Raw genomic sequence first — 26,696 nt, 5'->3', positions numbered from 1 at the left:
AAATTTTAGTTGTCTGATTTTAATTGTTCTAAGATAAGTAAAATATCAACTAAGTAATTTCTAGTTCATAAAAATTGATTTTAATTTAAACTGTCATAGAAAACAAAGCAGTTTCGGGTGCTTTTCGTTTTAAATGTAAATCAAATGCCATACAAATATTTCTAACAAAAGCTTTGCCTTTATCTGTTACCTGGATTCCGTTTTCTCTGATTATAAGGATTCCGTCCTGCTGCATTTCTTTCAGTTGTCCTAAAATTTCTCTTATTTCTTTAAAATAAGTTTCATTAGTATCCCAGCTGGTTTCAAAATGACACATGAGGTTCAGAATATGTTTTCTAATAATCAGATCTTCATTCGTTAACAAATGACCTCTGAAAACAGGAAGTTGATCCCATTCTAAAAGTTGGTAATAATCATCCAGGTTTTTCTCATTTTGTGCAAAACTATACCAGCTGTCACTAATAGACGAAACACCTAAACCAATCATTAATTGGGTTTTTGACGAACTGTATCCCATAAAATTACGATGCAGCTGACCTTTTTGCAAAGATTGATACAGACTATCGGTTTCTAATGCAAAATGATCCATACCTATTTCGAAATACCCATTTTTGAGTAATAATTCTTTTCCCACTTGGTACAAAATTCTTTTTTCCTGATTTTTAGGAATATCCTCATCTTTAAAACCACGCTGACCATTTCCTTTAATCCACGGCACATGAGCATAGCTGTAAAAAGCCAGACGGTCGGGCTGTAATGATTTTGTTTTTTCTATTGTATCCACAATATCTTCTGTTTTCTGAAAAGGTAATCCAAAAATAATATCATGCCCAACAGAGGTATAACCTATTTCTCTTGCCCAGAAAGTAACTTTAGCAACATTGTGAAAAGGCTGTTCGCGATGGATAGCTTTCTGTACTTTTTCAGAATAATCCTGAACCCCAAAACTGACTCTTCTAAAACCTAAATCATAGAGTTTTTGCAAATGTGCATACGTTGTATTGTTGGGATGTCCTTCAAAACTAAATTCATAATTTTCAGCTTTATCGGCGTAAGCAAAAATACCGTTGATTAAATCTTCCAGGCTTTTTGTTGAAAAAAAAGTAGGTGTTCCGCCGCCCCGATGAATTTCTTTGATAATGGGTTTTTCATTCAGAAGTTTGCTGTAAAGACGCCATTCTTTCAAAACAGCCTGAATGTAAACGGATTCTACATTATGATTTTTAGTAATACGTTTATTGCAGCCACAAAATGTACACAGACTTTCGCAAAACGGAAGATGAATGTACAAGCTGATTCCTTCTGTAGCATTGCTCTCAGCAAATGATTTTCTAAAAGTTGTAATCCAGTCCTGATATGTAAAATCAGTTTCGTTCCAGTAGGGAACAGTGGGATAACTGGTATAGCGCGGACCGGGTACATTGTATTTTTGAATCAATGAATTGTTCATGATAAGTATTTTTATAATTCAAAAATAATATGCATTACAGCAAATAAAAATGACAATTATCATGAAAGCAAGAAGTTAGTTATAGAGTGAAGTAGTCAAAAATGGTATAAAAAAAACCAGGCAATTTTTCAAATTTGAAAATTGCCTGGTTTTATCATGCTTCTGCATATTTTTTACATTTCTGACTTCTTGGACTACTCCTGATTCAGATTTCTAAGTTGTTTTAGTTTTTCTTTCCAGGTTTCTAAACTTTCTTTGTGGATAGCAATATTTTTTCGGACTTCTAAAACAATTGAATTTTCCTTTTTAGCATTTTTAGTATTTGTAAAAAACTGAATGTTGTTTTCCAACTGGAAAATTTCATTTTGGACTTCTTCAATTTTGCGGATGATAAAAATCTTTTCGTTTTCTAATTTTCTGTTGTCATTATTTTCCGAAAGGTTTTCTATTTTATTGGTAAAACGCATCATATCGGAATCTTTTTTACTCAAACTGAGTTTGTCAAAAAGGGCATCTAATATTTTGTTGAACTTTCCTTCAATATGTCTTCTGGTGTAAGGAACTCTACCCAGATTTTTCCAGTTTTCAATATGCTGTTTGATAGCATCTAAATCGGTTTTATGATCACCAGCGAGCTGAAATTCTTTGATGGTTTCCAGATATTCTTTCTTTTTGTCAAAAGCTTCCATCTCTTCCGCATTGTGCTCATTTCTTTGTTCTTTTAAACGATTAAAGTAATGATTACAGGCTTCTTTAAACTCAGTCCAGACTTTATCAGAATATTTTCTTGGAACATGTCCTATTTTTTTCCAATCTTCCTGAATTTGTTTCATGATTGGTGTTGTTGCTGAAAAATCTTCGCTTTCTTTTAATTCATTTGCTTTGGCTACCAGTGCATTTTTTTTATTCAGATTTTCATTTTGTTCCTTCTTAATATCCTTGTAAAAAGAGTTTTTAAAAGAATTAAAATTTCTAACCGCAATTTTAAAGGCAGACCAGGTAGCTTCATTCACTTCCGAAGGTACTTTTCCGGTAGAAAAGAAAGCATTTCTTAAGGCTTCTACTTTCTCAATCTGAACGAGCCATTGAGAATGTGCATTTACTTTTATAGTCCCTAATTCTTCAATCTGGGCAATAATAGAATTCTTTTTTTCCAGATTTTCCTGTTCCGTTCCTCTTATTTTTTCAAAAAGAACTTCGCGTTTGTCATGCATTTTCTTAGTTAAATCACTAAACTGATTCCATATTTCATCACGATGTTCTCTGGAAACAGGACCTATATCTTCTTTCCATATACGGTGTAAATCCTGTAATTCTCTGAATGCTTTGTTGATATCCTGCTCCTGAAGCAATTCTTCCACGCGGGAAATGATTTTTTGTTTAAGCTCTAAATTGTGCTTGAAATCCAGGTCTCTGGCTTCTCTGTCTAAGTGCAGATAATCATAAAAATTCTCTATATGAAAATGATAATTATTCCACACGTGATTGTATTTATCCTTAGGAATCGGACCTGCATTTTTCCAGCGCTCTCTTAATTCATTGAAACTTTTTAAGGTATCCTTAATATTTTCATTAGGATTAATGAGTTCTTTTAGTTCTTCTACAATAGCTAATCGCGTAGCTAAATTATTTTTTAAATTATTCTCAAGACTTTTAAAGTGTGTGTGTTTGTTGTCTTTGTATAAAGTATAAAACTGATCAAATTTTGTTTTTAAGGGAAAATGGTATTCAAATTCTTCGGTACTTTCAGGGTTTTCAGCTTGAAATTCCTCTTTTTTCTCTTCAATAAAATGATTGTATTTTGATAAAAAAGCTTTTTTGATTTCCTCAACATGATCCCGTATTGACATTACTTTTTCATTGGTAACCAGCTTTTGCAGTTCATCAACTAATACTTCCATAGAGAAAGTCTCATAATCAGGCATAGGAATTTCATGACGGGCTTTTAAGGTTTCGTCTTCATGTTCTTCAGCGTTTGAAGCTTCAATTTCATTTAAAGCCTGTTGTCTTTTTGATAATGAATTTGATTCTTCGATATCTGTTGCTGTTTCATTTTTAGCCGTTTCATTATTCGAGTTTTCCTGAATATCAGTGGCTAAATTTCCGTCTGTCCGTACTTCTGGCCCGGACAGGTTATCATTCGTTTCTTCTAACATTTTTAAAATGTTTAAGGGTTCATTATAATTGGTTAAATCGCTTGGAAAGATAGTAAAGGTCTGCTGAAAATCAAAATAAAACCATTGTTTATCGTTGATGTTGTAAAAAAAAGTGGTGTTTTTTAAGAAAATAAGCCACTTTTTTTTAATAATTCAGTATAAGCAGTACGATGTTTTTAATGTGGTTTCCTTTTGTCAGCTATTATTCACAAACTGATATAAAGACAGTAATCTTAAATAACAATAGTTCTGAAAGTCAGGTTAATTCGGGGTTTATTTATTTTTTTAGACGGGGGTAACCGATGCAGCCAATGGGTTTGCGTAGTACCTTTCATTACTAAAAGACTTCCTTGTTCAAGTATTAGTGAAACGGTTTCTTTAGTGGTTTTGTGTTTGAATGCAAATTTTCTTTGTGCCCCAAAACTTAGTGAAGCAATGGCACCGTTTTTCTTTAAATCTTTTTCTCCATCGCTATGCCACGCCATACCTTCATCACCATTGTGATATAAATTGAGCAGACAGGAATTATAGGTTTCGCCTGTTATCTGTTCGGTTAATAATTTTAATTCCCTGAGTTCACTTGTCCATGCAAGCGCTTCTTTGGTGGTATTTGAATAGCTGTATTTAAAATTACTATCGCCATACCAGGCCACTTTTCTTTTGGTAATAATCAGTTTTCCAAAAATAACAGCTTCATCATTTTTCCATTCGATACTTTCCAGTAAACGGTGGTAGTAGAATTCGGCTTCAGCGTAATCCATTATTTTACCATAATACAATACCGTACCATCTACGGGCAAAAGATTGGTGTTTGGGTCATATTCGGATGCTGCACTGAATAAATCCATTTTTATTTTGAATCTTTAGAAATATTGGGTTGGCGGTATACTTCAATTTCTTTTTTAGTTAAGCGCTGTTTTAGCCATTGCATTATTTTATCGAGCTCTTGTTTCTCAAATTCGTTTTTACTTTTATAGATAAGGACCGGAACTGTTTTAGTACTATCCGTTTTTTCATTAAAAGTATGGTTTGAAATCGAAATGTTTTGTATGTCAGGAAATAATATTTTCATTTCGGCAAGGAGTTCATTATTGTCAAAATGATTGAATGCAATTTGTTTTTTTAAGTTCAGAATAGTAACATCTTTCTGGCTTAAAGCAGATTTGTTAAAATTAATTTCGTTTAAAATATCACTTTTCAAATCAGTGGTGTCTTGTTTTATAACTAATTTGGTGTTGTTTAATTCATAATCAGGGAGGCTTTGGTTGAGTGCTTTTATTTCGGCATCGCTAAAACGTTTGGACAAAAAACCCAATTCCAGAATTTTGGGACTTTTATTGAACTGTGTTTTTTTATAGACCACAGTAATTCCTTTTTCATTAAATTCTTTTTCTGTAAAAATATCAATTTGTTGCTGGTATTTTTTCTCTTCAAATAACTGATACGCAAAATAAATACTTGGCAAAAGCACAATAGTGATCACTGTACTGATATAGTATTTTACTTTTTTCTGAAGCTTTTCATCCAATTGTTTTTTTATTGGATATTTCAGGTATTTAACAATTAAAAATGTGGATATACAAATGAATACACAGTTGATGGAGTAGAGGTACATCGCTCCGAAAAAGAATTTGTAACCACCGGTTGCTAATCCGTATCCGGCAGTACAAAGAGGAGGCATTAAAGCAGTTGCAATTGCCACACCGGGAATTGGATTACCTTTTTCAACCCGGGTTATTGCAATTACTCCAACCAGACCACCAAAAAACGCAATCAGAATATCATAGATATTAGGTGAAGTACGGGATAAAAGTTCCGGCTGTGCTTCTTTAAACGGACTGATATAAAAATAAATAGTAGAAACGACCAGTCCGGCAATAGTAGCAATTAAAAGATTTTTCAGGGATCTTTTAAGGAGTTCAAAATCATAGGTTCCAAGTCCGAAACCTGCTCCTACAATAGGTCCCATCAAAGGAGAAATAAGCATCGCTCCAATGATTACAGCGGCCGAATTGACATTTAATCCAATCGATGCAACTGCAATCGCACAGGCTAAAATCCATAAATTGGCTCCCCGAAACGATATATTTACTTTTACATTATCTAAAACTTTAGACTTATCATCTTCACCCTTAGCAAGGTTTATATAATCAAAAAACTTTCTAATTATGGATTTCATTACTTTTCTTTAAATTATATTTTAATAACATAAAACCAATACAACCTGCCGTTAAAGAAGACAGCAGAATTATAAATTTAGCATTATTTATTATACGATGATCATCAAAAGCTAATAAAGTAACAAAAATTGACATTGTAAAACCAATACCTCCTAAAAAACCAACACTGATAATAGTTTTCCAGTTTAAATCACCAGGCAGTTTGCACAGACCTATTGAAACAGCGAGAAAACTAAATAATGCTATACCTAAGGGCTTACCAACAATCAGTCCCAGCATAATTCCGATACTGTAATGTAAACTCAAAGTCTCTACAATATCTGATCCTAAGACAATGGCTGTATTGGCTAGCGCAAACAGCGGTAAAATAATAAAGGCTACCGGTTTGTGTAAAAAATGTTGCAATTTATAAGAAACAGATTTTTTTGTTCCGTCTCCAAAAGGAATAACAAAGGCGATTAATACACCCGTAATTGTAGCATGAATTCCGGAATTCAGCATAAAATACCACATGATTACCCCACCGATAAGATATGGGATTAAGTTTTTTATTTTCATCCTGTTAAGAATGAATAAGAACAATAAAATTCCCAAAGCAATGGCTAAATTGATCCATAGAATAGTTTTAGTATAAAAAACAGCAATAACAAGTATAGCTCCCAAATCATCAATAACGGCCAGAGCTGTTAAGAAAACTTTTAAAGACAATGGTACGCGGTTGCCCAGTAAGGAAAGCACTCCCAGAGCAAAAGCAATATCAGTAGCCATCGGGATTCCTGCTCCTGATTGTGCCAATGTCCCGTAATTAAGCAGTAAATAGAGCCCTGCAGGAACCAGCATTCCTCCCAGTGCAGCAAAAATAGGTAATAAAGCTTCCTTAATATTAGACAATTCGCCCAGATAAATTTCGCGTTCTAATTCTAATCCGATAAGTAAAAAGAAAATAGTCATTAAACCATCGTTAATCCAGTATTCCAGACTCTGCGTTCCTATTTTCATGTGCCAGGTATGAAGATATTGGTCTGAAAAAATTGAATTAGCAAGTATTAATGAAATTATAGTACAGCCAATTAAAACAAGTCCACTTGATTTTTCATTATCAAAAAATTCCGTAAAAAGTTCTGATTTGTACAGGCGCTTAATTGTTTTTTTCATGTGTTGTTACTTTTGTTATTTTATCATTTAGTTAAAGAAATGATTTAAATGGCTTTAATATTTATTAAAAATGTAGAGATATGCAAAAATAACGAAATATCTATTAAAAATATGCTGTTAAAAACATAATATTAGTCACTTTATACACAGATAAAATATTAAAATGAAAAATTGCCTTTAGTTTTTTTATCAATTTAGTAAGGAATATTTAAAAAAACTTTCAAAAAGAAATAGTTATGAAATTTTAAAGTCTTTGAAATAAGTACCTTAATCCTTTTATAGAAGGTTTTTATAGGATATTAGATTAAAACTATTCCAATCTGACTGCTAATTTATAATCAATGTAGTATTTTTGGAATCGATAAAAAAATGCTACCACTACTTATGAAAATAGTACTATCACCCGCCAAATCATTAAATTTTGAAACGGAACTGCCTACAGCAGAATTTACGCAACCTGCATTCCTGAAAGAATCCAGACAAATTCATAAAGTATTAAAACAGCAATCACCCAAAGATTTATCTGATTTAATGGCTATTTCAGATAAATTAGCCGACTTAAACTGGCAGCGTAATAAAGAATGGAAAACGCCTTTCACGCCCGAAAATGCGCGTCCGGCAGTATATACTTTTGACGGTGATGTGTACACCGGTTTAGATGCTTACACGATTCCGGTAGAAAAATTAGATGTGCTTCAGGACAAATTAAGAATTCTGTCCGGTTTATACGGTATTTTAAAGCCTTTGGATCTCATGCAGGCATACCGATTGGAAATGGGAACAAAACTCGCTGTTGGTGAACAAAAAAATCTGTATGATTTTTGGAAAACAACATTGACACATTCGCTCAATAAAGAACTGAAAAAAGGAGAGTTGTTTATCAATTTAGCCAGTAATGAGTATTTTTCTGCAATTGATGTAAAAGCTTTGAAAGTGCCTGTAATCACTCCTGATTTTAAAGATTATAAAGATGGAAAGCTGAAAATGATTAGTTTTTTTGCTAAAAAAGCCAGAGGAATGATGGTGCGTTATATTATTGATACGAATGCCGAAACTATTGATGATTTAAAAGGATTTAATTATGAAGGCTATCAGTTTGATGCTAATTTGTCCAAAGGAAATCATTTGGTTTTTACAAGGTAGAATAAAGGCAAGAAGAAAGAAGAAAGAAGAAAGAGTAAAGATAGTAGTTATAAAAAATTCCGAATTGCACTTTAATAAATAGTGCAATTCGGAATTTTTTCAATAAATCAAATTCTAAGTTCTAAATTCAAAAATCCATATTAATGCATTGCATCAGCAGGATTGATTTTGTTATTTCCTTTTTTAATAAATAAAATAATAGGAATACAGCATAAAAAAAGCAAACCCAGATACAGGAAAATATCCATGTAAGCCAATACTGTACTTTGTTTCATAACCGAAAAATCAAGTACTTCATAAGCCTTTTTCAAAGATTCATTTACAGAGTATCCCTTAGCCATAAAACCTTTTTGCAGCTGATTTAGTCTTTCCTGTACGGCAAAATTGCTGCCGTCTAAGTTAGAAACAAGATTTACTCGATGCATTTGACTCAATCTGGTGATAAAAGTGGTTATAATAGCAATACCAAAAGAACCTCCTAATTGTCGCATCATTCCTGTAAATGCTGCTCCTTCGCCAATGTTTTTTCCTTTAAGTGTGGAAAGTGATAATGTGGTAATGGGTACAAAAAGTAATCCTAAACCAACTCCCCTCAGAATTAAAGGCCAGTACATATGTTCGACTCCGGTGTCAGGAGTCATGTTATAATACATGAGCAGTGTAAAAATAAAGAACACCAGAAAACCTCCCGCAACCATATATCCCTGCGGAACACCTCTTTGAATCATTTTACCCACGAAAGGCATCATGATGGCTGTTGTAATCGATCCGGGAATTAATAACAAACCGGCATCTGTGGCAGTCCAGCCTAATATGGATTGCGTGTAAATAGGGATAATTAATGTAGAACCATATAAACCGAATCCCATAATGAAACTCATGACGGTTCCTATGCGTAAATTTCCGTCTTTTAGTACACTTAAATTCACAATTGGATATTTGTATACTAATTGTCTCCAGATAAAGAGGATTAATCCAAATAAAGAAACAACACTCAGCGTTACAATCAAATCATCATTAAACCAGTCATCCTGTTGCCCGTGTTCTAATACAAACTGTAACGAACCAATAAAAGTAGCCAGCAGAATAATTCCGTACCAATCGACCTGATTGGATTTTAATTTCTCACCATATTTAGGGCTTCTGACAAATGTAAGTGTCAAAAGTGTCGCAATAATTCCCAATGGAATATTGATGTAAAAAATGTAAGGCCATGAAAAATTATCTACCAGATAACCACCTAATGGCGGACCCAGTGTAGGTCCTACAATTACACCCATTCCGTAAATAGCCTGAGCCATTCCGCGCTTAGTAATGGGATAACTTTCGGTAATGATGGTTTGTGCGGTTACCAGCAGAGCGCCACCTCCCAAACCCTGTACAAACCGGAAAGCTACTAATTCCCATATATTTGTGGCATTTCCGCACAAGAAAGAAGAAATAGTAAATATAATGATAGAAACAGCAAAATAATTACGTCTTCCAAATTGTTGCGAAAGCCAGCTTGTCATCGGGATTACAATAACATTTGCAATTGCATAGGCCGTAATTACCCAGGCAACATCTGTTAAAGTGGCTCCCAGGCTTCCCCTCATATTAGTCAGAGCCACATTGACAATAGTAGTATCTACAATTTCCAGCAGGGCACATAGCACAGCTGTAATTGTTATGATTACTCTTCTAAAGCCATATTCTACTAAATCGTCATCTGCTAGTACCATTTATTCTGTATTATTTTATTCTGATTTCGTTTTTTATTAAACCGTTAGTTCGGATATTTTGCCTGATAGAATAAAGCAAAATGGATCTAAAATCAGTTTTTATTCTAATTTTTATGTTCTGCTAAAAGAGAAGAACTCTTCCCGAAGTGTTGGGACTTACACAACTTAAATTAGCTTTTATATTTATTTCAAATGCACATCTACATCCACATTCATTCCCGGACGCAGTAGTTTTACTTTTTCGATGTCGTTGCTTGAGTCGATACTAATTTTTACTGGTAAACGCTGAATGGTTTTTACAAAGTTTCCGGTAGCATTATCCGGAGGCAAAATCGAAAAACGGGAACCTGTAGCCGGTGAAAACGATGTTACTGTTCCTTTAAATTCATAATCAGGATAAGCATCTACTTTTAAAGCTACTTTTTGACCTGCAACCATTTTGTTTAATTGAGTTTCTTTAAAGTTGGCAATAACCCAGGCTTCATTGTTATTGATGATATAAAACAAGGATTGTCCCGGTTGTACTAATTGTCCCGGCTGAATGTCAATTTTAGAAACCTGACCATCAATTGCAGCTGTTACAACGGTATAACTTAGATTTAATTTAGCCGATTCTAACAAAGCCTCCGCTCTTTTAATATTTGCCTCAGCAACATTAATTTGCTTGTCAGAAACAACAGATTTGGCCTGAGTAACTGATTTTTGAAAAGCGCTGGCTCTTTGTTGTTGTTGTAAAATGCGAACCTGATTTTCAGCTTCCTGTTTCGCTGCTAAGGCCTGCTCATATTGCTGTTTAGTAATCGTATGATTTTTGTACAAATTGCTGTAACGGTTAAAATCATTTGTTGCTAAACCAAGTTTAATTTTTGCGGTCTCAATATTTCCGGTTGCTGATTTTACATTCGCATCCGATACAGATACACTTGCCAGAATACTCCCTACATCTGCTTTTGATACTTCAAAATTCCCTTCGGCTGCTGCCAATGCGGCTTTAGCTTCATCAATTTTTAACTGATAATCTTTTTTATCAATAGTAAATAGAGTATCTCCTTTTTTTACATAATCATTGTCTTTGATATACACCTTGCTTATATATCCTGAAACTCTTGGGATAATAGGATTCATATATTTCTCCACTTGTGCATCATCTGTTTCTTCGTGAGAAAGAGAATGAATGTATTTATAAGAACCATATATAACGCCTAATAGGATTAAAGAACCTATTATAACGATAAATTTTTTGTTTGTTTTTTTCTTTTCCATTTTAGGTATCAATTATATTTTAGAAAGGTTGAAAGTTTGGTTTAATTGTCCTGTTACAGCCAGTAAACTGTAATATTTTTGAATCACATTGGCTTTTGCCACAGCTTTATTAATTTTAGCACTCAGTTGTTCAACATCGGCCTCCAGTAAATCATTAGTGTCAGATAAGCCATTGTCGTATTTATCTTTTATAATTCGGTAATTTTCAGTTGCCTGTTCTACTGCCTGAGTATAAACGCTGTTTTGTTTCACTGATAAATCATAATCTTCCAGTGCTTTTTTAACCTGATTTTTAATGTAATCAGTAAGCATCATTTCTGAATTCTGAACTTCTGCTGCTTTGCTTTTTGCTACTTTAACTTCCGTCCCGTTTTTAAAAATATCACTGATATTATAAGATAATCCAATTCCAAAATTCATCGCATTCTGTACCGTTACTACATTTTTTAAATCTAATGTGGTGTAACCGGCAATAAGTGACAGAGAAGGGTAGTAGCCACTTCGCGCTACTTTTATACTTTCAAGACTTGCTTGTTCCTGAAAGCGAAGTGCCTCTAAATCTTTGCGGTTTTCTAATGCCGGATTTTCATCTGTGGGAATGTTGTTTAGTTCATAAGCTGCCAAATCACTTTCCTGAACGCTTATCTGGGTATTAGTATCCAGTTTTAAAAGACTTGCTAATTTGTAATTTACCACGTTTAAATCACTTTTAGCCTGATCTAAAGATAGTTGCACTTTAGACAGCTGTAATTGGGTTTTAAGTAAATCGTTTTTAGGAACGATTTCGTTTTTTTCCAGCTCGGTAAAGTCTTTTACACGCTGTTCAGCGCTTTTGTAATTTTCCTTTAGTAATTCTACCGTTTTTTGTGCTTTGTACAATGCCACATAATAATTAATTACTTCCATGGCTGTTTCTTCTTTGGTTTGTAACGCATTTGCAGCTTCGGCCTTATACAGATTATCCGAAACTTTAATGCTGTTTTGTAATTTAAAACCGGAGAACAGCGGTAAACTGGCATTGATTTGGCCTAAAACCAGTTGGTCGACATTTGGGGCTTTAGTATCTGAACCACTTTCCTCATTCTCGCTGCCATTATTTTTTAAATCAATAGAAGCTTTAGTTAAGCGCTGGTATTGTGCCGAAGCTTTTAAATCGGGATAGCGATGATTTTTTACAGATTGCAACTCGTATTTTTTAGTCGTTACTTTGGCATTGGCTAAATTTACCTCATTGCTTTTCTCCCAGGCCAGGTGAATGGCTTGGTCGAGCGTTAAACTCTTTTTTTCCTGTGCTTCTGTGGCTGTTATTCCCAGGAATAAAAACCCAAAGAGTATTAAATGATTAGCTTTCATATAGTAGCAGTGCTTTTATTGTTTGTTGAATGTGTGTTTTAAGTTTTGTCTGAATATAATTATCGAATTCTTCGTCTGTTTCAAGGGTTAACAGTTTTTTAAAATAATCCTTATTCATGTAGAAATGGAAAAAAGTACCCATAATCGTGGGAGGAATTAGCGGAATAATCACTTCTTTTCTAAAAATTCCTTTCGCCTGACCTTCATGAATAATGGTTTCGAGTGATTTTAAATTCCGGTCACGGACTTCATTTAAGAGCTTCATTTTGTCTTCTTTCTCTTCTGAAGAAAATTCAAAATGCAGGATTCTGTAAATTCCTTTATTGCATCGGATTCGATTGACATACAATTCGATTAATTTGTCAATTTTTTCAACAGGATCTAAATTTTCCACCGATAAGTTTTCTATCTGAATTTTTAAATCAGAAGTGCGGTACAGTATTAAAGCCTCTAAAAGTTTTTCTTTTGAACCAAAATAGTAAGATACCATGGCAACATTGATTTCGGCTTTCTTGGCAATTGTTCTTATCGAAGTTCCCTCAAATCCATTTTCGGCAAACAGCGTTTCGGCTATCAGAAGAATTTGAATCTGCTTTTCATTAAAATCAGTTTTCACTTTAGATAAATTTATAATTACAGCACAAAATTAAACAAGTGTTTAATTTAAACAGCTGTTTAATTTTTATTTAACGTAATCTTAACACTGTGTGATTTGTTATTATTTTTTTAGAAAACTTTGTAAACTGCTGTTATTATTAGAGACAGCGGTGCTTTTGTTTATCAAAAAGCCATCAGATAGTCACTTGATAAATAGTTGTTTTAAATCTTAAACTGATGAATAATTTGAGTTTTTTCGGCTCTCTGATACCAGTCATTATATACCAAATCAAGAGTATTTACCTGAAAAGTTCCAAAATCGTAATGCTTGTATTTTTCTAATACCGCAATGAGTTCAGCAGTATTCTCAATAGGCGCTCTAAAACGGCATACGGTACTATGAGCAGTTAAAAGAGTATAGCGGCTGTCAATACTTTGTTTAAGATTAGTTTTACTGAAAGCTTTTCTGAGCGAATCCCTAAAGGAATTTAAGCTTTCGTCAGATGGGAATCCCTGAATCATAACAGCCGAATCAGATGCCGTAATACCCTTGCAATGAATTTCCAGATTTGCAATGGAATCTAAATTTTCTTCAATTACAGTAAGGTATTCTTCAGTATTAATCTGATTTAAAGAGAAACCGGTTTGGCAGGAAATAATTGAAAGAACAGTAATATGAATATCCGTATTGGGGTAATAATACTGGCTGTTGTCTACTTCTTTTAAGGCACTTAAAAAGCGCTGGATTTGCTTTTTTACTTTTTCCGAAGGGCGAATAAGTAATGTAATTCCGTAACGATTGTCATTGTTGGAATCAATTTCTGGATCCAGCACATATTTATTATTTAAAATATTTTGAACAGATCGATCAAATAATTTTTTATAATGAGCCTTTAAATCCATAATGAGTGATTGTGATACACAAAACTAAACATTTTTCCCAGTTTGAATTAATATAAAGTTAAATGCTTTGAAATAAGCAGTATAGCGTTTTGATTCAAAATTGTGAATATCTATTTGAATTATTTACGTTTTTTTTTACCCTAAAATATATCTTTGACATCCTTAAAAAAAGAAAATTATGAGCGCTATCTGGTACGAATGCAAAGTAAAATATAGAAAAACGGATGAAACCGGTAATCAGAAAATGGTAGGTGAAATATATTTAGTTGACGCTATTTCTTTTACCGAAGCCGAAAGCAGAATGAATGAAGAGATGAAGGCTTTTGTAAGCGAAGAATTCAAAATAGCGAATATTAAAGTTGCTAATTATGCCGAAATTCATCCCTTTGAAAATGCCGACCGCTGGTTTAAATCGAAGATTTCATTACTGGCTTATGATGAAGAAAGTGGTAAAGAACGCAAGACCAATATGTATTTTTTAGTGCAGGCCAATGATGTAAAAGAAGCATATGATAATACGGTTTCTGCCATGAAAGGAACCATGGGTGATTATACTATTCCTGCAATTTCTGAATCGCCTGTAATGGATGTTTTTCCTTATTTCAGTGGCGATGAAGATGAGCTGGAGCAATTGGAAAAATTCAACACACTGAAAGCTTCTAAACCGGAAATTATTTCAGAAACGGAAGATCCTATGGAATTTGCAGTTGAGGAAGAAGAAGAGTCTGTTTTATAAAAAACAATTTGAAAAAAAAATATAAATCGCAAATCATAAATCCCAAAACGGAATTGTGATTTGCGATTTTTTTATTGTTGTTACTTATTTTCTACGACATAAGACAGCTTGTTTTCTTCTTTTCGGGTGCTGATAGAGCTGGCAAGAAAGCTGATGATAAAAATCTGGGAAGCATGAAAAAGCATGATGGGTAATAAAATTATTCCCATTGCACTTGGATTAGGAAATAATATTTTGGCAAATACGGTTCCGTGGACTAAGGATTTTTTAGTACCGCAAAACTGGGCTGTAATTTTATCTTCGGTACTAAATTCAAGTCTGTTACTCACAAAACCGGTCAGAAAATAAACAACATAAAATAATCCGAAAACAGCAAGAGCAATCAGTACTAATTCAAATGCATCTATTCCGCTAAAAACATTTTCCTCAAAAGAGCTGCAAAAACTCTTATAAATAATTAACAGAATAATTGATTTGTCAAAAAAAGTCAGGTAATCATTGTATTTTTGGGCTAAAGTACCCCAGTACCGATGCAGTAATAATCCCAAAACTACCGGAATTACAACTTCGGTGATGAGTTTACTGTAAATTTCGCCTAAATCATAATTAGCACCGCTGTTGTTCAGAAAAAGACCCAGCCAGAGGGGTGTAACAACAATCCCTATTAATCCTGAAATACTGGCATTAAATATAGCAGCAGGGATATTTCCTCTGGCTATAGAAACCATTACGACCGAAGAAGAAACGGTGGAAGGCAATGAGGCCAGAAATAAAAAAGCAATCCAGATATTCCTGTCGTTTTCAGTTTGTAATAAGGGATAAAAACACAATACAATTAAAGGAAACAGTAAAAAAGTACAGGTTTGTATCACCAGATGTAATTTCCAGTTTTTTAATCCTGATTTGGTTTTTTCAGGGCTGAGTTTGAGTCCATAGAAAAAAAAGATTAAAGAAATTCCAATACTCCCGATACGCTCCAGTGGCAACGGACCGGATTTTCCTCCCAATTCTGGGAACAGATAAGCGGCAATTACGACTATTATTATGGAAAGAACAAACTTGTCAATTTTAAATTTCATACTAATTATTTCATTGTAGAAGACGCAAAGATAAAAAACTGCTAAAAAAAGGATGTGACTTGATAGCTGATTTTGTGAGGTTTTTAACTGTTTTACAAATAATATCCCATATCAAAGCAGTCAAATTAAAAAATATGCAGTAATTAAGTTTTTAAATATAAGATTTGTAAAAAATTCTATAACTTTAAAAGATGTAATAAGGAATACTTTTATTTTTCTAATATAAAAAGTCATGACTCTCTCTATAGCCATTGTAACAGGAATTTTGCTTATAGCATTTGCTTTGTTTATAAGCGAAAAATTTACGGTGGATAAAACGGCTTTTTTTATATTATCAAGTCTGTTAATTACCGGTGTAGTTACACCTGAAGAAGCGATTTCAGGTTTTTCGGATAATGCTGTTCTAACCATTTTGTGTCTGATGATTATCGCTATCAGTTTAGAAAAAAATGGGGTGGTTTCTTTAATGGCTCAAAAAATTATTCCGATTGTTAAAAAATTACCCATTTGGATTTTTTTACCTTTATTAATGATGACTGTTGGCTTTTTCTCAGGATTTATCGCCACCACAGCCGTTGTAATTATTTTTATAAAATTGGTAAATGAACTGGATAAACTGGGGAAAATAGATCGTTCTAAAGTGCTTTTACCCATTTCTTTTGCAGGAATCTTAGGTGGTAGTTGTACTTTGATGGGAACCAGTACGAATCTGATTGTTTCAGATATTTCAAGAAAAAGCGGAATAGGGCGTTTTGAATTTTTTGAATTTTCAATTGCAGGAGTTATCTTTTTACTGGTTTCAATTCCTATTATTTATATTCTGGCCAATAAATTTTTACCTAAGACGCCAAACGAAGAAAAGATTGATATTCATAATAAATTTGGTTATATCACTGCTGTAAAAATTAAATCGGGTTCACGATTAATAGGTAAAAAAGCTTCTGAAACTGAAATCTGGGATGAAAATGATATTCGTTTAATTAAAGTACAACGTGGAAAACGCCATTTAAAAAGCGATTTAAAATCAGAAGTCCTACAGGAAAATGATATTCTCTGGCTGGATTTAACTTTAGAAGATTTAACAGCACAAACTGAAAGTCTGGGATTAAATATTTTAGGAGTTGATCAGGATTTAATCGAAGAGCATTTTACAAATGAATACCATGAGGTTATTATTTTACCCAACTCCCGCTTTATTAATATGTCTATTGAAGAGTTTAATGATACGCTGCCCGATAATGTATATGTAAAAGGAATCAGCAGTGATAAGAAGCGCTCGCATCATGATAATTATTTTAAAAAAATATTTTCTAAAAAATTTATCATTCCCGGCAACCGTGTTTTACTTACAGGAAGTTTACCGGAGATTCAGAAAATTGCAAACAATAATAATTTGCTTTTTGCTAATACAGTAATCACTAATCCGCGTATTCCAACTTATAAAAAAATAATTTCTTTTATTGCTATTTTACTGGTAATTGTACTGTCGGCAACAAATACTTTTTCTATTCTGAAGAGTTGTATTCTTGGAGTTGCTTTGTGTCTGTTTTCGGGCTGTATTCAGTTAAAAGATGCTTATACAGGGATCAACTGGCAGGTCATTTTTTTATTAGCAGGTATGATACCCTTAGGAATTGCGATGCACAATACCGGAACGGATATGTTTATTGCTAATTATTTGTATCTGGTGTTAAAGTCCGTTCCTGCTTCTGTAATTATATCTATTATTTTTGCTTTTACGATGCTGATGAGCGGATTCGTATCTAACAATGCCACAGCAATTATAATTGCACCCATTGTTATAGCAATCGCAGCAAAATTGAATATGGATCCCAAACCTCTATTATATGCGGTGATGTTCGGAGCTAATTTTAGTTTTTATACTCCAATGGGATATCAGACTAATGCAATTATTTATGGTTTAGGAATTTATAAGTTCAGGCATTTTTTAATAATTGGAAGTATTCTGTCAGTTGTATTGTTAGTTTTAGCTTCTTTTTTATTGCCATTTTTGTATTTGTAAAATAGATTTTACTGCTAAAGGAGGTATTTTTTATTTTATTTTGATGATTCCGTTTTTGTATAAATCTAATGCTTTTTGCAAGATAGCTTCAATTTGCTGTAAGGGTAAATCCTCGTGGGGATTGATTCTGAAAATTTTCATTCGGGAGCGTTGTCCCTGTTCTAATTCCGGATAATACAGATGTTTTCCTTCTGCGAATAATAAATAAGGTTCTGCTGTTTTTTTATCGGTCCATAAATAACAGAATATCTTTTTTTTATAACAATAACAAGGCATTCCCCATTTTAGTGTTTCCGTAACAAAAGGATCCTGATGAAGAATAATACTTCTCAGAGCCAGTAAACAATCTCTGTTTACTCCTTGTTTGCTTAGAAAATAATGCTGTATCTGATCGTTCATTTTTTTTATATTATTAGCTAACAATCAGTGAAAAAGAGAATAGTTAAATTTTTCCCCAATTGGATACGCTAAGTGTTGTTATATTCAGTGTAATTTAAGAGTATTTCTGGAAAATTAATAAAATATTGGCATTTAAAAAAAAGATATTTTTTAAATTTATATATGCGCTCATCGCAGCAATTATAAGCATTTAAAGCTTTTGTTATTTTGTTCCGGTGAAGAGTAATTATTAATTAAATTTTAGAATTATGACAGCAGAATTTGCAACAATTGAAAAAGAAAACATTGCTTCTCTTATGTTCCCAAAAACAGATGTCCTGGAGGATGACAACGAAATTAAAACACGAATAGGCGAAATAAACCGGGCTTTGGCATTAGGAAATTTAGAGCATTCAAAAATTAAGATTTTCTTTGAAGACAGTGAATCAAAAAAAATGGTAAATACTACTGTCTGGGCGGTGACGGATAAAAATATTGTGTTAAAACAGGGGGTAGTTATCCCGATTAACAGAATATATAAATTATTCTAGCTTACAAATTATCATTATTATCCAATTATCTAATAATAAATTAACTTTTTGCTATAAGCATAAAAAACGGCGCAGGTCTCAACGGAGTCTGCGCCGTTTTTTATTTGAATGTAATCCTTTATTCCCTCACAAAACCCGAAGGCAAAGCCAGTAATTGATATTGAATTGTTTTGGCTAAGCGGTAATCACCCGATGCGTTTGGATGTAAGCGATCTGTTTCTTTATTATGAAAATATTGCAGTTGTTTATCAGCCATTGGAAACAAACCGCTTGTACTGTATAAATTAATCAGTGGCACAGCCCAGTTTGAAGCCGCCTGTTTCAGTACATTAACATAATCATCAATATAAAGACCACGCTCGTTAGCAAAGTTCTCATCAGGTTGTACATTTTTTTCATTGAATTTGGCATACCCCCTGTGAATAGGAGTCATAATAACAATCTGTTGTTGCGGATAATTGCTTTTCAGGAATGACATGGCTTTGTTGATACGTCCGCAAAAGGTCGAGTCATTTAGATTTGGAGTTCGGTATTTGCGTGTGACCTCTTGTCCGTTATAATTGGTTTGCTTTGTCGTTTCAGTAAAAAACTCACCCAGCGGAGTGCCATGCATGTAGTCATTGGTTCCGGCAAATAATATTATGGCATCAATATTTGTTCCTTTCTCAGTCTGTAATTTTTCCGCCTGCGTGTAAATATGATTCCATTGATTTCCACTAATGCCATATACAAATGATTCAATTCCCAGCAATTCATTCAGGTACTCCCAATATACATAAGTGGTACCCACACGGCGTTTATCAGTCATCGAATCGCCCAGAAAAGCGACACGCTTGCCGGCCCATTGGGAATCTAATGTTTTTTCATGCTCTGTTAATATTACTTTTGGAATCGCAGTTACAGTAGGCTGTTGTGCAAATAAGCTAAAACTTACTGAGATAAGAATACAAATGGTTGTTAGTGTTTTTTTCATGAATTTATTATTTTATTATTGTTGAGAAATCGACCACAGATGATACAGATGCAACGGATTGTCACCGATTTTTTAAGTCTCAGTAACCCCAGTTTTGTCATCGCGAGGAACGAAACAATCTCATCAAGTTACTCTACAAAGTGTTTTTCTCATTCTAGCGTTCAGAGAATAGATCCCGAAACTTCGGGACTGCGCTAACCTTTGTGCAAATCCGAGCCATCGGGTTAGGTTTTGCAACAGCTAAATAGATTTTAAAAATAAGACTTAGAATTGGAATAAAATTTATAATAATTAACGTCGTATTTATGCTTAAATCTCTTAATCTTCTTGTTACTACAGCTTGCATGGGGATAAATTGTAACAATAAGATTAAATAAATATAAAATAAATTTAGTATTTTTTCATTATCTAAATTTACCTCGGAATATAAATGAAGCATAATTATTTGTAAAACAATATAAACTAAAAAATAGATTCCAAACTCAATTCTTCCAGATTTTCCAGAGAAAGAAGAATAGAAAAACAGTATTTTTTTCAAATGGTTCATCATGCTTTTATTGTTACGGTTAGAAAATATAATTCTGTGCTAACGTTTGTAGATGTTCAAGACCAAGTGTTTCCTTAATCTTGTCATTCCGAAGAATGAGGAATCTCATCAAGTTACTCGACACAGTATATTATTTTGTTGCCTTTTTATTGATTATTTGCTCACTGTTGCGGGCACGGAAAACATTTCCGCGCTATCGGGTTAAATAAATATAAAATAAATTTAGTATTTTTTCATTATCTAAATTTATCTCGGAATATAAATGAAGCATAATTATTTGTAAAACAATATAAACTAAAAAATAGATTCCAAACTCAATTCTTCCAGATTTTCCAGAGAAAGAAGTATAGAAAAACAATAAGTTTTTAAAATGCTTTGTTGTTTTATTTTGTTTTATCAAAAAAGTATGTTTTTATATTAATAAAAATACAATATTACCAATTAAACTTCCAAAAAAGAGAAATACAAAAAGTTGTTTTAACGGAATATATTCAAGAATTTTTTTAAAGTCGAATTTGCTAATTAATACGTTTAAAATTAATACAGGAATAAAAAAAATAAGCCCTATAAAAATACCTGATAAAATTCTTAAGGGAAGAGTATAGTACCAGTTTTCAATTATTTTATTATGAAATTCTTCTGTACCTAAAAAAGGGAACACAGACAAAGTAGTCACAAGAAGTGAAATGCATATAATTAAAAAGCTATTTTATTTTTTCATTATTACCTTTTTTTGAGGTATTGGTCTATTTGAGCTATCAGGTTTTTAAATTGTTTTCCGCAAACTTGTCATGCTGACGAAGAAAGTATCTCATTAAGTAATTCTACAAAGTTATTTGTTCACTGTTGCAGGCACAGAATGCAATTCTGCGCTAACGTTTGTGTATAGACGAGCGATCTGGATTTTATTCTATTTCACGCTCTATATGTTCTAAGTTATAATATTGTTTTGGCGTGCCTTTAAATCCTTTGGATTTAATGTATAATGCTATTGCAAAAGGAGAAGGTTCAAGTTGAGCTAATATTTTTTCTGAACCAAATGTAAATCCTCTTGCATGTCCTATTAAAGAACCTCCATTTAGTAAATTAGCGTTAGCCATATTGTCGAACTCTGTGTCAATTTTATGTATATCTTGAACTCCTATGATCTCATATATTTGGTCTAAATTCAAGTCAATATGTTCTGCATGAATGAAATCGTTTTTGTCAATTTCCATATGACAGTTTTCACAAATATAATTCAATATTTTCGCTTGATTAGAGGTTAGGTTTTTTAAGATGTTTACAAATAGTAAATTAATATCATCACCAATATTCTTTTCACAAGAGGAGGCTATTAATCCTGCCCACATTTCTTGTAAAGTATCATCGTCGCACCACGAACCATTTTCCATGATCTCTTTAATCACTCTAGGATGAGCACAAAGTGTCAATTTTTCACCATCAAAACTCATTTTTTCTTCACTTTTTTGAATGATTTTAATAATATTATTTAATCTCCAATATCTGACTTTATCTTGAAACATTAAACCCAGCTCTTCAGCAGCGGGAATACAAACTCGGCTTAATAATGATTGAGCAGCATCAAAACTCTTTTCTACGCTAATCTTTAGAGCTTCTCCGTATGGTGCAAGTCCAAATATATCTACAGTATTTTTGTTTTTTTCTTCCATTTTGTTCAATTTAGTTATGACAAGTCCATAAAGACTGATAATTCAAATTTATGTCTCCATTTTTTATGGATATGCCTGACAGTTTTTTAAATTTTAAATAAACTCAAATATATTAAAATATTCTTACAAAATTGATTTTGGAAATAAAACGTTATTTACTAGCCCAGATAGAGCCGATATCCTCGTAGCGTAGCGAAGAGATAAAGGCGAAAGCGGGAGGGAGGTTCATTGAAAACCCAAAAAGTGCTGCTCCTAAAAAGAAAAGATTTTGAAACGAGTACAGAGATTCTGAAATGAATTCAGAATAAAAAAAAATCCCCGACTATTTTCATAATCGGGGATTTCTAAATTTATGCGGTCTGCTTTCTGCTACTGCATTCTGAGTATTATTCGTTAACAATAACCCATTCGCCGGTTGCTAATAAGGCTTCTGCTTTTTTGTATTTCATAGATTCTGTTTTTCCGGTAGCTATTTGCTGAACGGTTACGGTATCGTTACGATTGATTTTTGGCATATCGCGTACAATAGTTTCCGTTACCTGGCGTTGCTGAGTTTCGCCAGCTTCGCGGTTCATATTTTCGCTATTAGGACCCGAGGCCGAAGACCGAATTGGCGAAGCAATTTCGTCTTTAGTCAATTGCAATTTTTCTTTAGGACGCACTACTTCTCTGGCTTCTTCAATTTCAGGAGCCGATTGTTGCGGTAAATCACCTTTGAACAGGAATGAAATAACTTCCTTGTTGATTCCGTTTAGCATGCTGTTAAACAGGTTGAAAGCTTCAAACTTATAGATAAGCAACGGATCTTTTTGTTCGTGAACGGCCAATTGAACAGATTGTTTCAGTTCGTCCATTTTACGCAGGTGTTTTTTCCAGGCTTCATCTACAATTGATAAAGTGATGTTTTTCTCGAAATCAGCGATTAATTGTTTTCCTTCTGTTTCGTATGCTTTTTTCAGATCAGTTACTACGCTTAATGCTTTTACACCATCCGTAAACGGAACCACAATGCGCTCAAACTGATTGTTTGGATCTTCGAAAATATTTTTTACAATAGGGAAGGCTTCTCTGGCGCTGCGATCACATTTTTCGTTATAGTATTTTAGTGCTTCTTTATACACTTTTCCGGTTAATTCGATTTCGTTTAATCTTGTGAACTCCGCTTCTGTTACCGGAGAAGTGATGGAGAAATAACGAATTAAATCAAACTCAAATGTTTTATAATCGTTAGTCGCTTTAGTATTCTGAACGAATAATTCGCAGGTGTCATACAACATGTTTGCGATGTCCAGTTTCAAACGCTCTCCAAACAAGGCGTGACGACGACGTTTGTAAACTACTTCACGTTGTGCGTTCATCACGTCATCATATTCTAATAAACGTTTACGAACACCAAAGTTATTTTCTTCTACTTTTTTCTGAGCACGCTCGATAGATTTAGTCATCATCGAATGCTGGATAACTTCACCTTCTTCCAGTCCCATACGGTCCATTACTTTAGCTACTCTTTCAGAACCAAATAAACGCATCAGGTTGTCTTCCAGAGACACATAAAACTGAGAACTTCCCGGATCTCCCTGACGACCGGCACGACCACGCAACTGACGGTCAACACGACGGGAATCGTGACGCTCAGTACCTACAATGGCTAAACCTCCGGCAGCTTTTACTTCGGCAGATAATTTAATATCGGTACCACGACCAGCCATGTTAGTTGCAATAGTTACCACTCCGGCTTTTCCTGCTTCCTCAACAATTTGTGCCTCCTGTTTGTGCATTTTCGCATTCAATACATTATGCGTAACTCCTCTCATTTTAAGCATACGGCTTAATAATTCAGAGATTTCAACAGAAGTGGTACCAATAAGAACCGGACGACCTGCTTTAGACAATTCAGTTACATCTTCGATAACGGCATTGAATTTTTCACGGGTAGTTTTATAGATAAAATCTTCTTTGTCTTGTCTTGCAATCGGACGGTTAGTAGGTATTTCAACTACGTCTAATTTATAGATTTCCCAAAGCTCGCCAGCCTCAGTAACAGCTGTACCGGTCATACCGGCAAGTTTGTTGTACATTCTGAAATAGTTTTGCAAAGTTACCGTTGCAAAAGTCTGAGTGGCAGCTTCGATTTTTACGTTTTCTTTAGCTTCAATTGCCTGATGCAATCCGTCAGAATAACGACGACCGTCCATAATACGACCTGTCTGCTCATCGACAATCATGATTTTGTTGTCCATGATTACGTATTCTACATCTTTTTCGAATAAAGAATAGGCTTTTAAAAGTTGTGTTAAAGTGTGAATACGTTCACTTTTAATACTGAAATCCTGGAATAATTTTTCTTTTTCTTCCGCTTCAGCGTCTTTGTCTAATTTTTGTTTTTCGATATTGGCAATTTCAGTTCCAATGTCCGGTAACACGAAAAAGTCAGCATCTGTATCTCCTGAAAGGAATTTGATTCCGTTATCAGTCAATTCTACCTGATTGTTTTTTTCTTCAATTACAAAATACAGGGCTTCGTCCACTTTTGGCATTTCGCGGTTGTTGTCCTGCATGTATTGGTTTTCTGTTTTTTGAAGCAATTGTTTGATTCCTTCTTCACTTAAAAACTTTATCAAAGCTTTGTTTTTAGGTAAACTTCTGTAAGCTCTCAACAGCATGAAACCACCATCTTTAGTATTTCCTTCTTTGATTAATTTTTTAGCCTCAGTCAGGAAACCTGTTGCTAACTGACGTTGTAATCCAACCAGTGTTTCGATTTTTGGCTTCAATTCGTTGAATTCATGACGGTCTCCCTGAGGAACCGGTCCTGAAATAATCAATGGTGTTCTGGCATCATCAATTAATACCGAATCGACCTCATCGACAATGGCAAAATTGTGTTTTCTTTGAACCAGATCAGATGGCGAATGTGCCATGTTGTCTCTCAGGTAGTCAAAACCAAATTCGTTATTGGTACCATACGTAATATCTGCGTCATACGCTTTTTTTCTTCCTTCAGAATTTGGCTGGTGATTGTCAATACAATCTACAGTCATTCCGTGGAATTCAAATAAAGGTGCTTTCCAGGTGCTGTCACGTTTTGCCAGATAGTCATTCACGGTTACTAAATGCACTCCGTTTCCGGTTAATGCATTTAAGTATAAAGGCAGGGTTGCTACCAGTGTTTTTCCTTCCCCTGTTTGCATTTCGGCCACTTTCCCCTGGTGCAATACCATACCACCAATCAGCTGAACATCATAGTGAATCATGTCCCAGGTGATTTCTTTACCGGCAGCATTCCATTTGTTTAACCAGATGGCGTTATCTCCTTCGATGCTTACATAGGTTTTAGTAGCAGAAAATTCACGGTCTTTAGCGGTAGCAGTAACGGTAATTTCGCTGTTTTCTTTAAAACGTCGTGCCGTTTCTTTTACCACTGCAAAAGCTTCCGGGAGAATTTCCATTAAAGTTTTTTCAGAAATAGTATAGGCTTCTTTTTCAAGCGCATCAATTTCTGTATAGATATCTTCTCTTTTATCAATATCTTCGATACTTTCAACTTCAGCTTTTAAAGCAGCAATTTTGGTATCCAGGGCAGCGCGTGCCTCCTGTATTGTTTCTTTAAAAAAAGCCGTTCTGTTTCTCAATTCATCATGCGATAAAGTGATTAACTGACTTTCAAAAGATTTTATTTTATTGATGTAAGGTTGTAAAGCTTTTACATCTTTTTCGGATTTATCTCCGACGAAAGCTTTAATAATGCTGTTTATGAAACTCATAATGGGTTGTATTTCAAATTAATTTATCTCTATGGTGAACCAAAAAAAAAGCCTCTTTTGAGACTTTTTCTTAGTTTTTAATATTCATCCTCATTCCAAAGATAATCTTCGTCAGTAGGGTAATCTGGCCAGATTTCTTCCATCGATTCGTATATCTCGCCTTCATCTTCAATAGATTGTAGGTTTTCAACTACTTCTAGTGGAGCTCCTGCACGTATAGCGTAATCAATAAGTTCGTCTTTGTTAGCAGGCCATGGGGCATCGCTAAGATAGGATGCTAATTCTAATGTCCAATACATCTTTTGTCGATTTAGTTTTGTGCAAAAATAATTTTTTTACTGAAAAAGACAAGTAAAAAATCATTTATTTTATGTTAAAGTTAAGAACGTTGTTTTATTTATAATTTTTGATTTAAAACGCATTATTTTTAAAAATTTTTTGAAGTTATCTCATAATTTAATAAAAATCTAAAATCTCATTTCCTCGGAATCCATTTGACTTCCTCAGCGTTCAAATCATGGGTCAACTTTCGTGCCAACACAAAAAGATAGTCAGAAAGTCGGTTTAAATAACGGATTACTATTTCCGGAATGGTTTCATTATGACTTAAATGTACGGTTAAGCGTTCTGCACGGCGGCAAATGCAACGCGCAATATGACAATGTGACACAGTAGGATGTCCGCCCGGCAACACAAAATGTGTCATTTGAGGCAATTTAGTTTCCATGGTGTCAATTTCTTTTTCTAATAATTCAATATCCGATTCGATGATTCCCAGATTTTGTAATCTTGGTTGACCATTTTTTAAGGTAGTTTTGTCTTCAGGTGTTGCCAAAATGGCTCCCACAGTAAACAATCGGTCCTGAATCTCGATTAAAATAGTTTTATAATGAGAATCCATTTCCTGATCCCGAATCAGTCCGATGTAGGAATTCAGCTCATCTGTAGTCCCGTAGCTTTCAATCCGGATGTGGTCTTTAGGAACCCGGCTTCCGCCAAAAAGTGCTGTTGTTCCTTTATCTCCGGTTTTGGTATATATTTTCATTTTAAA

The 26,696-nt window shown here is 33.9% G+C and carries 22 protein-coding genes; 4 read left to right on the top strand and 18 right to left on the bottom strand.

Annotated elements, in window-relative coordinates; genetic code table 11:
• Nucleotides 1-85 precede the first annotated feature (85 nt).
• The 5 genes from hemN to nhaA all read right to left on the bottom strand — a co-directional run bounded on the left by hemN (nucleotide 86) and on the right by nhaA (nucleotide 6,941).
• Nucleotides 86-1,450 carry an oxygen-independent coproporphyrinogen III oxidase gene (gene hemN, locus ABS764_RS11775; RefSeq protein WP_408081998.1) on the bottom strand — a complete coding sequence of 455 codons (1,365 nt, stop codon included), beginning with the start codon at nucleotides 1,448-1,450 and terminating at the stop codon, nucleotides 86-88.
• A gap of 194 nt (nucleotides 1,451-1,644) precedes the next feature.
• Complete coding sequence (locus tag ABS764_RS11770) at nucleotides 1,645-3,606, bottom strand: DUF349 domain-containing protein (protein WP_408081997.1); 1,962 nt, start codon at nucleotides 3,604-3,606, stop codon at nucleotides 1,645-1,647.
• A gap of 233 nt (nucleotides 3,607-3,839) precedes the next feature.
• A complete protein-coding gene (locus ABS764_RS11765; RefSeq protein ID WP_408081996.1) occupies nucleotides 3,840-4,454 on the bottom strand; it encodes an alpha-ketoglutarate-dependent dioxygenase AlkB family protein in 615 nt (204 codons plus the stop codon).
• Nucleotides 4,455-4,456: 2 nt separating this feature from the next.
• The gene (locus ABS764_RS11760; protein WP_408081995.1) at nucleotides 4,457-5,785 is read right to left on the bottom strand and encodes a TIGR00341 family protein; all 1,329 of its coding nucleotides are present in this window, start codon (nucleotides 5,783-5,785) and stop codon (nucleotides 4,457-4,459) included.
• Nucleotides 5,769-6,941 (bottom strand): Na+/H+ antiporter NhaA, encoded by a 1,173-nt coding sequence (gene nhaA, locus ABS764_RS11755; RefSeq protein WP_408081994.1) that lies wholly within the window; start codon nucleotides 6,939-6,941, stop codon nucleotides 5,769-5,771. Before nhaA ends, ABS764_RS11760 begins: the two co-directional genes overlap by 17 nt.
• Nucleotides 6,942-7,325: 384 nt before the next feature.
• On the opposite strand from nhaA, the gene yaaA reads away from it, so the two are divergent.
• The gene (gene yaaA / locus ABS764_RS11750) at nucleotides 7,326-8,084 is read left to right on the top strand and encodes a peroxide stress protein YaaA (RefSeq protein WP_408081993.1); all 759 of its coding nucleotides are present in this window, start codon (nucleotides 7,326-7,328) and stop codon (nucleotides 8,082-8,084) included.
• Nucleotides 8,085-8,224: 140 nt separating this feature from the next.
• Here yaaA and ABS764_RS11745 read toward each other — a convergent pair whose 3' ends face one another.
• From ABS764_RS11745 to ABS764_RS11725, 5 genes are all read right to left on the bottom strand, one after another.
• Nucleotides 8,225-9,805: an MDR family MFS transporter gene (locus ABS764_RS11745; protein ID WP_408081992.1), complete on the bottom strand. Its 1,581-nt coding sequence runs from the start codon at nucleotides 9,803-9,805 to the stop codon at nucleotides 8,225-8,227.
• A gap of 183 nt (nucleotides 9,806-9,988) precedes the next feature.
• The gene (locus ABS764_RS11740; protein WP_408081991.1) at nucleotides 9,989-11,068 is read right to left on the bottom strand and encodes an HlyD family secretion protein; all 1,080 of its coding nucleotides are present in this window, start codon (nucleotides 11,066-11,068) and stop codon (nucleotides 9,989-9,991) included.
• A gap of 12 nt (nucleotides 11,069-11,080) precedes the next feature.
• Nucleotides 11,081-12,421 carry a TolC family protein gene (locus tag ABS764_RS11735; RefSeq protein ID WP_408081990.1) on the bottom strand — a complete coding sequence of 447 codons (1,341 nt, stop codon included), beginning with the start codon at nucleotides 12,419-12,421 and terminating at the stop codon, nucleotides 11,081-11,083.
• Nucleotides 12,411-13,037: a TetR/AcrR family transcriptional regulator gene (locus tag ABS764_RS11730; protein ID WP_408081989.1), complete on the bottom strand. Its 627-nt coding sequence runs from the start codon at nucleotides 13,035-13,037 to the stop codon at nucleotides 12,411-12,413. The genes ABS764_RS11735 and ABS764_RS11730 overlap by 11 nt, the downstream gene beginning before the upstream one ends.
• Nucleotides 13,038-13,240: 203 nt before the next feature.
• Nucleotides 13,241-13,921: a 2'-5' RNA ligase family protein gene (locus ABS764_RS11725; RefSeq protein WP_408081988.1), complete on the bottom strand. Its 681-nt coding sequence runs from the start codon at nucleotides 13,919-13,921 to the stop codon at nucleotides 13,241-13,243.
• A gap of 178 nt (nucleotides 13,922-14,099) precedes the next feature.
• On the opposite strand from ABS764_RS11725, the gene ABS764_RS11720 reads away from it, so the two are divergent.
• The gene (locus ABS764_RS11720; RefSeq protein ID WP_408081987.1) at nucleotides 14,100-14,657 is read left to right on the top strand and encodes a DUF4494 domain-containing protein; all 558 of its coding nucleotides are present in this window, start codon (nucleotides 14,100-14,102) and stop codon (nucleotides 14,655-14,657) included.
• An 80-nt stretch (nucleotides 14,658-14,737) separates the two neighbouring features.
• Here the strand turns inward: ABS764_RS11720 and ABS764_RS11715 are convergent, their stop codons facing one another.
• Nucleotides 14,738-15,736 carry a bile acid:sodium symporter family protein gene (locus tag ABS764_RS11715; protein WP_408081986.1) on the bottom strand — a complete coding sequence of 333 codons (999 nt, stop codon included), beginning with the start codon at nucleotides 15,734-15,736 and terminating at the stop codon, nucleotides 14,738-14,740.
• 232 nt (nucleotides 15,737-15,968) lie between these two features.
• Between ABS764_RS11715 and ABS764_RS11710 the strand changes: the two genes are divergently transcribed.
• Nucleotides 15,969-17,759: an SLC13 family permease gene (locus tag ABS764_RS11710; protein ID WP_408081985.1), complete on the top strand. Its 1,791-nt coding sequence runs from the start codon at nucleotides 15,969-15,971 to the stop codon at nucleotides 17,757-17,759.
• A gap of 30 nt (nucleotides 17,760-17,789) precedes the next feature.
• Here ABS764_RS11710 and ABS764_RS11705 read toward each other — a convergent pair whose 3' ends face one another.
• Entirely contained in the window at nucleotides 17,790-18,158 is a 369-nt protein-coding gene (locus tag ABS764_RS11705) for a DUF1801 domain-containing protein (RefSeq protein ID WP_408081984.1), read from the bottom strand.
• 248 nt (nucleotides 18,159-18,406) lie between these two features.
• On the opposite strand from ABS764_RS11705, the gene ABS764_RS11700 reads away from it, so the two are divergent.
• A complete protein-coding gene (locus ABS764_RS11700; protein ID WP_408081983.1) occupies nucleotides 18,407-18,688 on the top strand; it encodes a hypothetical protein in 282 nt (93 codons plus the stop codon).
• 118 nt (nucleotides 18,689-18,806) lie between these two features.
• Here the strand turns inward: ABS764_RS11700 and ABS764_RS11695 are convergent, their stop codons facing one another.
• From ABS764_RS11695 to ABS764_RS11670, 6 genes are all read right to left on the bottom strand, one after another.
• Nucleotides 18,807-19,661 carry an SGNH/GDSL hydrolase family protein gene (locus tag ABS764_RS11695; RefSeq protein ID WP_408081982.1) on the bottom strand — a complete coding sequence of 285 codons (855 nt, stop codon included), beginning with the start codon at nucleotides 19,659-19,661 and terminating at the stop codon, nucleotides 18,807-18,809.
• 154 nt (nucleotides 19,662-19,815) lie between these two features.
• On the bottom strand, nucleotides 19,816-20,208 hold the full coding sequence (locus ABS764_RS11690) for a DUF805 domain-containing protein (protein WP_408082131.1): 393 nt from the start codon (nucleotides 20,206-20,208) through the stop codon (nucleotides 19,816-19,818).
• 905 nt (nucleotides 20,209-21,113) lie between these two features.
• Entirely contained in the window at nucleotides 21,114-21,881 is a 768-nt protein-coding gene (locus tag ABS764_RS11685; protein ID WP_408081981.1) for an Abi-alpha family protein, read from the bottom strand.
• A 386-nt stretch (nucleotides 21,882-22,267) separates the two neighbouring features.
• A complete protein-coding gene (secA, locus tag ABS764_RS11680) occupies nucleotides 22,268-25,645 on the bottom strand; it encodes a preprotein translocase subunit SecA (RefSeq protein WP_408081980.1) in 3,378 nt (1,125 codons plus the stop codon).
• 77 nt (nucleotides 25,646-25,722) lie between these two features.
• Entirely contained in the window at nucleotides 25,723-25,944 is a 222-nt protein-coding gene (locus tag ABS764_RS11675) for a DUF2795 domain-containing protein (RefSeq protein WP_007138072.1), read from the bottom strand.
• A 176-nt stretch (nucleotides 25,945-26,120) separates the two neighbouring features.
• Nucleotides 26,121-26,690: a cob(I)yrinic acid a,c-diamide adenosyltransferase gene (locus tag ABS764_RS11670; RefSeq protein ID WP_408081979.1), complete on the bottom strand. Its 570-nt coding sequence runs from the start codon at nucleotides 26,688-26,690 to the stop codon at nucleotides 26,121-26,123.
• Between the last annotated feature and the right edge of the window lie 6 nt (nucleotides 26,691-26,696).

This window comes from Flavobacterium plantiphilum (assembly GCF_046000495.1).
GTDB lineage: Bacteria > Bacteroidota > Bacteroidia > Flavobacteriales > Flavobacteriaceae > Flavobacterium > Flavobacterium plantiphilum.
This window is presented reverse-complemented; position numbering and strand designations above follow the sequence as displayed.